Annotated in this window: 9 protein-coding genes; 4 read left to right on the top strand and 5 right to left on the bottom strand. The window is 61.1% G+C overall.

Annotated features, from left to right (window positions below):
• Positions 1–33 precede the first annotated feature (33 nt).
• Both AB1286_RS22915 and AB1286_RS22910 read right to left on the bottom strand, forming a co-directional pair.
• Positions 34–459: a phosphate ABC transporter substrate-binding protein gene (locus AB1286_RS22915; protein ID WP_430365538.1), complete on the bottom strand. Its 426-nt coding sequence runs from the start codon at positions 457–459 to the stop codon at positions 34–36.
• A gap of 22 nt (positions 460–481) precedes the next feature.
• The gene (locus AB1286_RS22910; protein ID WP_430365537.1) at positions 482–1492 is read right to left on the bottom strand and encodes a hypothetical protein; all 1011 of its coding nucleotides are present in this window, start codon (positions 1490–1492) and stop codon (positions 482–484) included.
• A gap of 371 nt (positions 1493–1863) precedes the next feature.
• Between AB1286_RS22910 and AB1286_RS22905 the strand changes: the two genes are divergently transcribed.
• From AB1286_RS22905 to glgX, 3 genes are all read left to right on the top strand, one after another.
• Positions 1864–2994 (top strand): branched-chain amino acid ABC transporter substrate-binding protein, encoded by a 1131-nt coding sequence (locus AB1286_RS22905; protein ID WP_430365536.1) that lies wholly within the window; start codon positions 1864–1866, stop codon positions 2992–2994.
• Positions 2995–3028: 34 nt separating this feature from the next.
• Complete coding sequence (gene lhpH, locus AB1286_RS22900; protein ID WP_430365535.1) at positions 3029–4036, top strand: trans-3-hydroxy-L-proline dehydratase; 1008 nt, start codon at positions 3029–3031, stop codon at positions 4034–4036.
• Between the two features lie 63 nt (positions 4037–4099).
• On the top strand, positions 4100–6283 hold the full coding sequence (gene glgX / locus AB1286_RS22895) for a glycogen debranching protein GlgX (RefSeq protein ID WP_430365534.1): 2184 nt from the start codon (positions 4100–4102) through the stop codon (positions 6281–6283).
• Positions 6284–6525: 242 nt separating this feature from the next.
• Here the strand turns inward: glgX and AB1286_RS22890 are convergent, their stop codons facing one another.
• Both AB1286_RS22890 and AB1286_RS22885 read right to left on the bottom strand, forming a co-directional pair.
• Positions 6526–7635 carry a hypothetical protein gene (locus tag AB1286_RS22890; protein ID WP_430365533.1) on the bottom strand — a complete coding sequence of 370 codons (1110 nt, stop codon included), beginning with the start codon at positions 7633–7635 and terminating at the stop codon, positions 6526–6528.
• Positions 7636–7794: 159 nt separating this feature from the next.
• Complete coding sequence (locus AB1286_RS22885; protein ID WP_430365532.1) at positions 7795–8838, bottom strand: double zinc ribbon domain-containing protein; 1044 nt, start codon at positions 8836–8838, stop codon at positions 7795–7797.
• A gap of 352 nt (positions 8839–9190) precedes the next feature.
• Between AB1286_RS22885 and AB1286_RS22880 the strand changes: the two genes are divergently transcribed.
• Positions 9191–10057 carry a crotonase/enoyl-CoA hydratase family protein gene (locus AB1286_RS22880; RefSeq protein ID WP_430365531.1) on the top strand — a complete coding sequence of 289 codons (867 nt, stop codon included), beginning with the start codon at positions 9191–9193 and terminating at the stop codon, positions 10055–10057.
• 32 nt (positions 10058–10089) lie between these two features.
• On the opposite strand, the gene pdeR is transcribed toward AB1286_RS22880, so the two are convergent.
• Positions 10090–12093 carry a cyclic di-GMP phosphodiesterase gene (pdeR, locus tag AB1286_RS22875; RefSeq protein ID WP_430365530.1) on the bottom strand — a complete coding sequence of 668 codons (2004 nt, stop codon included), beginning with the start codon at positions 12091–12093 and terminating at the stop codon, positions 10090–10092.
• Between the last annotated feature and the right edge of the window lie 33 nt (positions 12094–12126).

Below are 12126 nucleotides of genomic sequence, written 5' to 3'. Positions count from 1 at the left end.
CTCGCTCATCGGGATCCGGCGCTTATGTCACGCTCAGTGCAACGTCAGCACAGCTTTGATGCTTGCATCGAGCTGACCGCTATCGATATAGGCGATCGCATTCGTCCCGCCCGCTATCAATTTCTTCAAGGCTTCGACATCCGCCACTTCGCGCGGGGGCTGTCCACTACCGGTGAAAACGAGCTTCGACCAATAGGCGCGCAACTGCGCGGGCGACTTCCCGCACACGATCTGGTAGAACTTCCCCCGCCTCGCCGCATCGTCGGCCAAATCGATCGGCACGACGGTGCCTCCCCCCGGCACCTGGCTTGTGCGTCCCAGGAAGATATCGGCGACCTCGTTTTCCGACAGTGCGTTCACGGGACTCTTCGCCGGCACGACGACCACCAGTTCTGCGTGACAGAGACACGCCGAGAGCGTTAGCGCGGCACCGGCAAGAATCGACCGTAGCATTCGCATTGCATTTCTCATCGCACCGAGCTCAGAAGACGAAGTCAAGCGTTGCGGTGACGACATCCGTGCCGCTGCCGAGTTCGAAATCCGGTTGCTCGTTCACGAAGAGTCCCGTCGATCCCGCGGGTGTCCATACATGGTCGTACTGAACCTTGGCATCGAAGTTCTTGGCGAAATCCCAACGCAGGCCGGCCGATGCGCTGTGTTGCCCGCTGTTCGGATTGGGCGAGAGCACGGGGCGATCGAGCGCATGCTCTGCCGCGTAGGTCAAATACGGCGTGAATTTGCCCATGCGCAAACCCGCCGTCGCATAACCGGCGACGTAGCCCGGCGTCAGTCCATCGACGGTCACGCGCGCCACTTCGCCCTGCACGAACCAGCGCTCCATATCGAGGCTCGCGGCCGCGCTATATGCCGTCACCGGCAAGTGGCTCGCAAACGGCACCGACACATGCGCATGCAAGTAGCCGAGGTGGGTCGTGAGCGCACGATATTCGGCCGTATCGAACACGCCGAAGATACCGGTGCCCTGCGCGCGAAGCGGTCCCGGGGCGACGTGAAACGTACTTGCGCCATAGATGACATGCACCGTATTGGTCACGGCGCCGAAGTGCATTCGGTATGAACCATCCACGCCGTCGCTGTTTGTGATCGGTTCCAGGTCGTATAGCTCGGGGGGCACCCGTACCCACGGGTTGGCGTAGCCCACCTCTCGATAGTCGGACGTGAGAAACGTGGGCAACTCGATGCGGCCCACGCGCAAATCGATATCGGGCGTAAACCCGTAACAAAGGTTTGCCCACTCGAGTTGGGGGGTAAAGCTGTTGTCGTAGTTTTCATGCGATACGACTTGAACCAGCGCCGACAGCTTATCGGTGAACTTAGCGGTCAGCTGAACGCCCAAACGCGAATCGCCCGCAAAATCGACCGGGCGGCTGGCGCCGGCACCGTGAGGTTCAAAGGGACCGCCCGTATAGTCGGCCGTATGCAAGCTCGAATAGGTTGCGCCGAGCGTGCCGAAACCGCTCAGCGTGAACATCGAAAAGAGATCGTCCGCATAGGCACAACGCGCAGTGCATAGCACGGCGGCAAAGGTGCTCAGCGCGAAAGCGCGCGCGGCAATCGGTGGAAGGGGTCGAAACATTACCGCGATTTATCGGTTTGGCTGTCCTCATATACGGCACGGTACGGTTTTTCTTTAGCCGCTACATAGGACGCGCAACGTCGGGAACGCTGCGGGAAGGCCTAGCTGCGCCGCATCGAATACTCGCCATAAGTGTTATGCGCTATTTAGAGTCCTAACTCGGAACGACTCGCGCATCGATGGACCGCATCGATAAGTTGAACGCCTGTCGCTTGCGCGAAATGTGGACTACATTGATTCTTCCCTCAACTCGGTTTCGGACGACCATGCGCTCCCTTACTACCATCGTCGCGGCCGTTTCGGCACTCGTCGTTGTTACGGCGGCACAGGCTCAACAAGACGTTTTGATCGGGCATTCCGCGCCGCTGACGGGCCCGCAAGCCGCAAACGGCAAGGACAACGAAAACGGCGCTCGCCTTGCAGTCGAAGAATTGAATCGGCAGTCGTTCAAAGTCGCGGGCAAGCCGGTGACGTTCACGCTCGTTTCGGAAGACGATCAAGCAGATCCGAAGGTCGGTGTGCAAGTGGCGCAAAACCTAGTCGACAAAAACGTCGTCGCGGTAGTGGGTCCATACAATTCCGGCGTGGCCATTCCGTCCTCGCGCGTCTATAGCAGCGCGGGAATACCGATGCTTCCCGTCGCGTCGAACCCCGACCTGACGAAGCAGGGATTCAATAATATTTTTAGGATCGGCGCGAACGATTCGCAACTCGGCGGGACGATGGGCGAGTTCGCCGCTAAAACGCTGAAGGCCAAGACAGCCGCCGTCATCGACGACCGCACGGCCTACGGTCAAGGCGTAGCCGAGGAATTCATCAAGGAAGCCAAGAAGAACGGAATCCAAATCGTCGACCGGGAATTCACCAATTCGCAAGCCAACGACTTTCTCGGCATTCTGACGACGATCAAATCGAAGAATCCCGATGTGATCTTCTTCGGCGGCTATGCGTCGCAAGGCGCACCGATGGCCAAGCAAATGCTGCAACGCGGCCTGCGCGCGAAGTTACTGGGCGGCGACGGCATTTGCTCGGCCGATATGGGCAAGGTGGCCGGTTCGGCCGCATCGATCGTCTATTGTTCGCAGGGCGGCGTTGCACTCGATTCGACGCCTGCGGGCCGTGCGTTTCTCAAGAAGTACCTCGATACCTATCACACGCAGCCGCAGGTATACGGCGTCAATTACTATGACGGCGTGAAGTTGCTTGCCGATGCGATGGCAAAGGCCGGGACGACGACCGATAAGGCGAAACTCATCGCGCAGTTGCACAAGGCGCATTACAAGGGTGTAGCCGGCACGTATTCGTTCGACGAGAAAGGCGATCTCGAAGGCGCGCCGACGACGGTCTACGTCATTCGCGACGGCTTGCCCGTACCGTACGAAAAAGGCGCGAAGTGATAGGCTGTCGGCCCATCGACACTTCGAGCGCGGCATGAAACTGAATCGATCGATATCCACTGTCGAAGTCCATACCGGCGGCGAACCGTTTCGTATTGTCACGAGCGGTTTGCCGCGCCTTCCCGGCACGAGCATCGTGCAGCGGCGGACATGGCTCAAGGAAAATGCCGACGAAATCCGGCGCGCGCTCATGTTCGAGCCGCGCGGCCATGCCGACATGTACGGGGGCTATCTGACGGAGCCCGTCTCGGCCGGCGCCGATTTCGGCGTGATCTTCCTTCATAACGAAGGCTATAGCGACCACTGCGGACACGGGGTGATCGCGCTCGCGACCGCGGCCGTCGAACTCGGATGGGTCCAGCGCACGCAGCCCGAAACGCGCGTGGGAATCGATGCGCCATGCGGCTTCATCGAGGCGTTCGCCGCGTGGGATGGCGAGCACGTGTCGAGCGTACGTTTCGTCAACGTGCCGTCGTTCATCTGGGAGCGCGACGTCTCGGTGGATACGCCCTCGTTCGGCAAAGTCACGGGCGACATTGCCTACGGCGGCGCGTTTTATTTTTATGCCGACGGCGCGCCGTTCGGATTGCCGATCCGCGAAACGGCGGTCGAGCCGCTGATTCGCTTCGGCGCCGAAGTGAAAGCCGCGGCCAACGCGAAATATCCGGTCGTGCATCCGGAGATTCCCGAAATCAATCATATCTACGGCACGATCATCGCAAACGCCCCCCGCCATCCCGGCTCCACGCAAGCCAATTGCTGCGTATTCGCGGACCGCGAGGTCGATCGTTCACCGACGGGATCGGGCACCGGCGGGCGCGTCGCGCAACTGTACCAACGCGGGCTTCTAAAAGCGGACGACACGCTCGTGAACGAATCGATCGTGGGCACGATCTTCAAAGGGCGGGTACTCGGCGAAACGCGCGTGGGCGACATCGAGGCCGTCATTCCCGAAGTCGAAGGCACCGCGCATATTTGCGGTTTCGCCAACTGGATCATCGACGAGCGCGATCCGCTGACGTACGGTTTCCTCGTGAGATAACCCGCCCTTCGGGAATGAACTTTGCTCTTTCCTGGCGCCTAGACAAAACCGCCGGGAGAGGCCATGCCGAGTACCATATCGATCGCCGAAGGGCTGCCGTTTCCGCTAGGCGCTAGCTGGGACGGTGCGGGGGTGAATTTCGCCCTGTTTTCCGCCAACGCGACCAAAGTGGAGTTGTGCCTATTCGATGAGACTGGAGAACGGGAGCTCGAACGGATCGAGCTGCCCGAATACACCGATGAGGTCTGGCATGTCTATATGCCGGATCTGAGGCCGGGCGCTGTCTACGGCTATCGCGTGCACGGCCCCTACGAGCCCGAGGCCGGTCATCGTTTCAATCCGAACAAGCTCCTGCTCGACCCTTATGCCAAGGCCCACGTCGGCGCATTGAAATGGGACCCCGCCGTATTCGGCTATACGATCGGCGCGCAGGGAGACGACCTGACGTTCGACGAACGCGACAGCGCGCCGTTCATGCCGAAGTGCGTCGTCGTCGATCAGCATTTTTCGTGGACGCACCCGATGCGCGTGCGTGTCCCGTGGGACCGCACGATCCTGTACGAACTTCACGTGCGCGGCTATACGAAACGGCACCCTGCCCTATCGCAACGCTTGCGGGGTACGTTCGAGGGACTGGGCCAGAAGGAAGTCATCGATCACATCAAGCGGCTCGGCGTGACCGCCATCGAATTGATGCCGATCCATTCGTTCGTCAACGACAGCTATTTGCTCGACAAGGGCCTGACGAACTACTGGGGATACAACACGATCGGTTTCTTCGCGGCCGATCCGCGCTTCTTCGCGCGGGGCGCCGGCGCGGTCGGCGAATTCAAGGAGATGATCGACCGCTACCACGATGCAGGCCTCGAGGTCATTCTCGACGTGGTCTACAACCATACCGCGGAGGGCAACGAGCGCGGGCCGACGCTGTCCTTTCGCGGCATCGACAATGCGTCCTATTACCGGCTCCTGCCCGATCAGCAGCGCTATTACATCAACGATACGGGCACGGGCAATACGCTGAACCTATCGCATCCGCGCGTGTTGCAAATGGTCACGGACAGCTTGCGCTATTGGGTCGGCGAAATGAACGTCGACGGCTTCCGTTTCGACCTGGCTACGATCCTGGGCCGCGAACCCTATGGGTTCGACGAAGGCGGCGGCTTTTTGCACAGTTGCCGGCAAGACCCCGTGCTGTCCAGCGTCAAGCTCATCGCCGAGCCGTGGGATTGCGGGCCCGGCGGCTATCAGGTCGGCGGATTTCCGCCGGGCTGGGCCGAATGGAACGACCGCTTCCGCGATACGGTTCGCGCCTTCTGGAAAGGCGACGACGGCACGGCGCCGGAACTGGCCAGCCGGATCACCGGCTCCGGCGACAAGTTCAACCGGCGCGGACGCAGGCCTTGGGCCAGCGTCAACTTCGTGACGGCGCATGACGGCTTCACGTTGAACGACCTCGTCTCCTACAACGATAAGCACAACGAAGCAAACGGAGAGGATAACAACGACGGCCATTCCGACAATAAATCGTGGAATTGCGGCGCCGAGGGCCCAACCGACGACGCGCAAATCCGCGTGTTGCGCGAACGCCAAAAACGCAATCTGTTGGCCACGCTGCTCTTCTCGCAAGGCACGCCGATGATCGTGGCGGGCGACGAGTTCGGCCGAACGCAACGCGGCAACAACAATGCCTATTGTCAGGACAACGAAATTAGCTGGGTCGACTGGGATGCGATCGACGACGACGGACGCGCGCTGACCGATTTCGTCACCAAGTTGACGACGTTGCGCCATACCCTGCCTGTCTTGCGCCGCAATCGCTTCTTGACCGGTCAGTTCGACGAGCGACAGCAATTGTGCGAAGTGCGATGGATGAGCCCCGCGGGCACCGAACTCACCCAGGAGCAATGGCAAGATCCATCGATGCGTTGCTTCGGCGTTCTGCTGGACGGCCGGGCGCAAACGAGCGGCATCCGCAGGAGCGCATCCGATGCGACGCTGCTCGTCGTGCTCAATGCGCATCACGACGTCGTCGAGTTCAAACTGCCCGATATCCCCGGCAGCGATCAGTGGAGCTGCCTCATCGATACGAATATGCCCGTGCGCGACGAGTTGCCGGAATTCGAAACGGGGGATGTCTATCAAGTCACGGGGCGCTCGCTACTGCTTTTCGCTCTGCACGCGAAGGGCCAAACGCAGCGGATCTTCATGAGGTTGGAAAAAGCGCTGACCGAGGAGACGCAATAGCGAATGTCGGATTGCAATGCGGTAAGCCGGCATCGGCGCTACCGCGCCGACGCCGACTTAAGCGATTTGAGATCGGTCAGTGATAAAGCAAGGCGATCAAGATAATGATCGGAATCGGTACACCGAGCAGATAGAGCAGGATCGAGCGCATGGGTCCTCCTTGGTCGGTTGAATTCGCTATGGGGATGGCGCGGGCGTCATCCCCGGTAAGCGTGATGCGTCTTCGTCAAAGCGCTTCGGTTTCAGACATCGCGCAAGCGCCCGCCGAAGACCGCCATGAAGCTTGCGGAAAACGCGCCTAGCAACAGCGCGACGAATAACCAAAGCGAGGCGCCCACGCTTGCGTGGCGCGCCTTGTCCGCGGCAACTTTGGCCGCCCCCTCGATCGCCACCACCTTTTGCTGAAGCTGCCCATAGGTGGCCGCCACGCGCAGTTGCGCGGCCTGCGGCGAAAGACCGGTGTAACGGGAGACGATGCCCGCCACATAAGCCGTGTCCGCAGCCGATAGCGGGTCGTCCGTAGCAAGGCTGTTGACGAAGATACGCGTGACCTCCTGCTTCGGCGGCATCCCGCCTTGGCCCGGCTCGCTCACCGCCGCGGCCGGTTCGGCGGCGCTCGAGACGGCCGGCGTGGCAACCGGCGTGACGACGCTACCCGCCGCGACATTGGCGGTGGCGCCTTGGCTCGCGGAGAGCGGCGGGGACGCCGAGGCCGGTGCCGATGCACTGGACGCGTCGCTCGCGGCCGTATTCGCCGCCGGACTGGCGATTGCCGGCGCGGCGGAGGGCGCGGCCGTGAGGGCAGCCGGACGACGGAATAGCGCATCGACGTAATAGCCTACGGGCCAACGATCCATCGCGGCTTTGGCATCGCCGCGATCGACGACAGACGCCGTGGACGCCGCTTTCTCCAAGGCCTGCGCGCCGGCGCGTTCGGCCGACGGCAACATCGCGGCGGCCAGCGCCGCCGTCGCTAACGTGGCAAGCGCCCAGGACAGGAAACCGTGCGCCGTGTCGCGAAAATAGACCTCGTCGAGTTCGACCGCCGGCCATCGATGCCTGAGCCGGCCGGCGAGATAACCGCCGAGGCCCGACGTGAGAATCTGCGTCACGCAGACCCAGACGATCGCGGCGAAACCGAATGCCGTCGCGCTCGCGCCGGCGTGGTGCCATGGCGAGAGCGCGGCCAGCCCGAGCCCCGTGCCGAGCGTGAGTAGGATCAATCCGAACGCGGCGGCGGCCGCTGCGCCCGCGAAAACGGCACTCCATGAAACGACCGCCGAATGCGCTCGCCAAGCGTCGACGTGTTCCGCCCACGCGGCGGATCTGACAGGTGCGTTGAGTTCGGCCATGACTTGTCTCCGAGAGAGCCGCGCCACGCGCAGCTCGGTTCATGCGGTTCGATAGGTCGGTACGGAATAAACGCATGAGTTCAGGGAGCACGACTTGTGCCCAACCCGGGGCCGCCAGCGCGCGCCGCCACGGCTAGGGGGAAACACAAACGGCGGCGGCTAAGCCTCGCCCTTACCGCACGCGTGGCAAAAGCGGCTGAACGCGTTCTTACGCGTCTGGCAATGGCTGCACGTATTGAACACGGCAATGCCGCAATGCGGGCAAAAATTCGCATGGGGATCGGTCGTGTCGATGGGCCGCTCGCAGCCGGGGCAAACCTTCGCTGCGACTTGCGCATAGGCCTTGACGAAATCGAGCGCTTCGCGTCGACTCGCGCCCGGCTGCTGCTCCTCCTCGCGTTTGCGCTCGAGATAGCGCGACAGCGCGCGAATCGCGTATCGGCCGAGCAGCACCGTCAAGACGATACCGACCGCGTAGCGCACATAGCCGCCGTAACTCGGCAAGTACGGTACGAGCTCGACGAAAAACGCGAACAACGCAAAAAAGATGAAGCCCCAGGCAAACGGCCAGTAACGGCTTTGACGCTTCTTCGCAAACAGCCACCCGGCGATCAGCAACAACGGCAACGTGAACAGCAACCGGATGCCGAATACGCGCAACTCGACGATGCGTTGCGCGCTTCGATATCGATCGTCCGCTTGCGCGTTCAACACGTCGAGCGAGCGCGTCGCGGCATCGCGCTCGTGCTCGAGCGCCAGCCGGCTTTGCTTGAGCGTATCGATCCGTGCTTGCGCATCGCGCTCGCGCCGCGTCGCCGCCTCGAGGGCTTGCGCATGCGCCGTTACCGTCGGGTCTTGCTGTGCATCGGCCGTCGCGTGACGCGTGGCGATGCTCGTGCGGAAGGCTTCTCGCGCCTGCTGCGTATCGTGCTCGGCGGCCGTGAGTAGCAGCATGGCTTGATCGAGCGCATCGCCGTTGGCGCCGAGGTCGGCTTCGGCTTTCTTCAGTTGCGCCTGCATCGGCGCGCTCGCGGTCCGATCCACGAATGCGTCGCGGTCGGCTCCATTCTCGACGCGCGGAAGATCGTCGACGACCTTTCCGCCCAGCCCGATTAAAAAGCCCGCGAATACGATCGCGATGATCCATAAACCACGCTGAAACCAAACCTCGGCCAGCCGCAGCCCTTTTGTCGATACCGTCATGAATGTGATCTCCGCGCGTTGCCGGTTGCTCGCCGGCGACATGGCGGCGAGCAACCGTGCCTTGAATGAACAAGGGCAAACCCGCGGTCGATGATGCCAGAGATGGATGCCGGCCGCATTCAATTACGGCGCCCTACCGTTCGAATGCCCCTATAGCGGGCGAATAACCCGCTATTCGAATCCCTATCGGCCGATTTACGCGTCGATCCTCCAACGGCGCAATCGATTGCACCCCCGGACTTTTACTGATTTCGCTCGGCAGACGAGTTGCGTCACGCAAAATTGCCGCGCCCAAGGATGCATTCGCCTCTTTGAGTTCGGTTCAACCCAATGCAACAGCAAAGGAAAAACCATGCGATTAGACGTCACCCCCGGATGCCGGCTTTTTCACGAGGCGGGCGAATTCACTCAACTCACGGCCTATTACGAGGAGGAGCGACACACCATGTGGATGATGCTTCGTTCCGCGCCGCGGCCATGCTTCAACCAGCAGCTGGTATCGGAAATCATTCGCCTGGCTCGCGCGGCGCGCGAGTCCAAACTCCAGTTCGATTTCTGGGTCACGGGTTCGCTGGTACCCGAAATCTTTAATGTCGGCGGGGACCTGAACTTTTTCGTCGACGCGATCCGCAAGGGCGAGCGCGACCGGCTAATGGCCTACGCGCGCTCGTGCGTCGATGGCGTTTGGGAGATCTACAACGGCTTCGGAACCGATGCCGTCACCGTTGCCGTGGTAGACGGCAGCGCGCTCGGCGGCGGCTTCGAGGCCGCCCTCGCGCATCACTATGTGCTCGCGCAACGCGGTACGAAACTCGGCTTTCCGGAAATCGCATTCAACTTATTCCCGGGAATGGGCGGCTATTCGCTCGTCGCGCGCAAGTCGACCATGCGCGTCGCCGAAACGCTGATCGGCACGGGCGAATCGCGCGTCGCCGAATGGCACGCTGAAAACGCACTCGTCGATGGGCTCTTCGAACCCGGCGACGCAGCGATGTCCACGCGCACGTTCATCGACGTCATCCGGCCCATGCTCAACGGCACACGCGCTATGTTGCGCGCACGGCAGCGCGTATTGCCGCTCGCGAAAGCGGAGCTGATCGAGATTACCGAAGATTGGGTGAATTCGGCGTTTATGCTCGAAGACAAGGACGTCGCGTTCATGGAACGGCTCGTCGTGCTGCAAAACCGGCGCGTGTCGAAGCTGAAGGCCGTCCTCTGAGCCCCGGCATCGGAGAGCCGCCGACGCGAAGCTCAGGCGATGAGCCTGAGCTTTTTCTTATCGACGAGCCACGCTTCGAGGTGCTCCGCCGGCATCGGTTTCGCGTAGAAAAATCCCTGCGCGTAGTCCACGCCGATGTCTCGCAGAAACTGCACTTCCCGCTCGGTCTCGACGCCTTCCGCGACGATCGTGAAGCCGAAGGCGCGCGCCAGTCCCAACACCGAACGTACCAGCGACTGCGCTTGAAAATTTTGATCGATGCCGGTGATAAAGCTGCGATCGAGTTTGATCACGTCGATCGGCAATCGGGTCAACTGGGACAGCGACGAGTAGCCGGTGCCGAAATCGTCGAGCAAAATGCGCGCGCCGAGTTGCTTGAATTGTCGCATCAAATCGATCGCGGCCCTTTCGTCTTCGATGAAGCAGCTTTCCGTCAATTCGATATCGATGAGCGTGCGCGCCGCGCTGTCTTGGTCCACGAGTTCGCGCAGTTGGTTGACGATTTCCGCATCGCGTAGCTGCCGCGCCGATACGTTGACGGACACGCGGAGGTTCAATCCGCTTTCATGCCAGCGGGCCGCCTGCCAGGCCGCCTCGCGCATCAGCCACCGGCCGATCGGGATGATCAAGCCCGATTCCTCGGTGAAACGAATGAATTCCGATGGAGGAACCAACCCACGGCTCGTCGATTGCCAGCGGAGCAACGCTTCGACGCTATGCAGGCGGCCCGTGCATAGGTTGATCAACGGCTGGTAGTGCAAGACGAACTGCTTTTCCTCTATCGCCTTTCTGAGTTCCGTATCGAGCCAGATGTACTTGGCCACTTTCTGGTTCATCTCCGGCGAGAAAACGCGATACGTTTGTTTTCCCGCCTCCTTGGCGGCGTACATCGCCGTATCCGCGTGCGAGATCAATGCTTGCAGCGTCTTGCCGTGTTGCGGATAAAGCGCGATCCCGATCGAGCAGCTCGCATAGACATCGATCAGTTCGAGACGGATCGGCACGCGAAGACGGTCGATGATCGATTGGGACAGAGTTTCGAGCGACCCCTGAGTGCATGAGTCGACCAGGATCAAAAACTCGTCGCCGCCGAGACGCGCCAGCGTCATGCCTTGTCCGAGGCATTCGCTGACGAGCTCGGATACGCGCTTGATCAATGAATCGCCGTTGACGTGTCCATAGTGATCGTTGACGCGTTTAAAGTTATCGAGATCGAGAAACATGATCCCGAGCACACGCGACGGATCGTTGCGCGCATCCTCGAGCGCCCATTCGATTTTCGCGTTGATCGCATAGCGGTTCATGAGGCCGGTCAGTACGTCCTTCGAAGCCAATTCCTTTAGGCGCCGCTGAGCATCGCGCTCGTCGGTGATATCCGTACCGGAGCAAATGATGAACGTTTCTTCGATTCCGCTGCCGCTATGCACGAATTTGTTGCGAAATTGATAGAGGCGCGGGCCTTTGACCGTGTTGATGACGCGTTCGACCTCGAACGATTGCTGCTTTTCGAAAAACTGTTGGATGTTCGTGCGCGACTGGGCCCCCTGGTCGGGCGTCATGAACAATTCAAACGCGCTCTTGCCGATCACATCGACCTCGCGCACGCCCGTCACCTCTTCGCACATGCGATTAAAACGCTGCACGATGCCGTTTCGGTCAAGGATGACGACGAGCGAATTGACTTCGGAGACGACTTGCTCGGCCGCCGCAAGCCCATTCGATAGTGCGTTGGCGACCGAAAGCGTGTCGGAATAGTCGCAAGCGGTACCCGCCCAATTGCGAGCATCGATCTTCTTGCCGACGAGGTGAAGAGTGACCGTATGCCCGCGCAGCGACACATCGAGCGTGCGATGGGAGGTGACGCCGGTCAGTTCGCGAATGCTTCGCGCTTGCTCGGCGCTTAGCGCGACGCTCAAGTTCGCCGAATCGCGCCGCGCCGCGAGCTCCAGCGCGTTGCTGTCGCTGGGAAGCCGCCAGCAAGGGCTTTTCGTTCCGAGCAAGACCTCGAGCACCGAGCCGTCATTTTCGTCGAACATAGCTAGCCCCGTTGAACGAGCACTGCAATCGCA

The organism is Trinickia sp. NRRL B-1857 (assembly GCF_050470685.1).
In the GTDB taxonomy this organism is placed as follows: domain Bacteria; phylum Pseudomonadota; class Gammaproteobacteria; order Burkholderiales; family Burkholderiaceae; genus Trinickia.
Note: the sequence above shows the minus strand (reverse complement) of the source record. Positions and strands in the feature narration are given on the sequence as shown.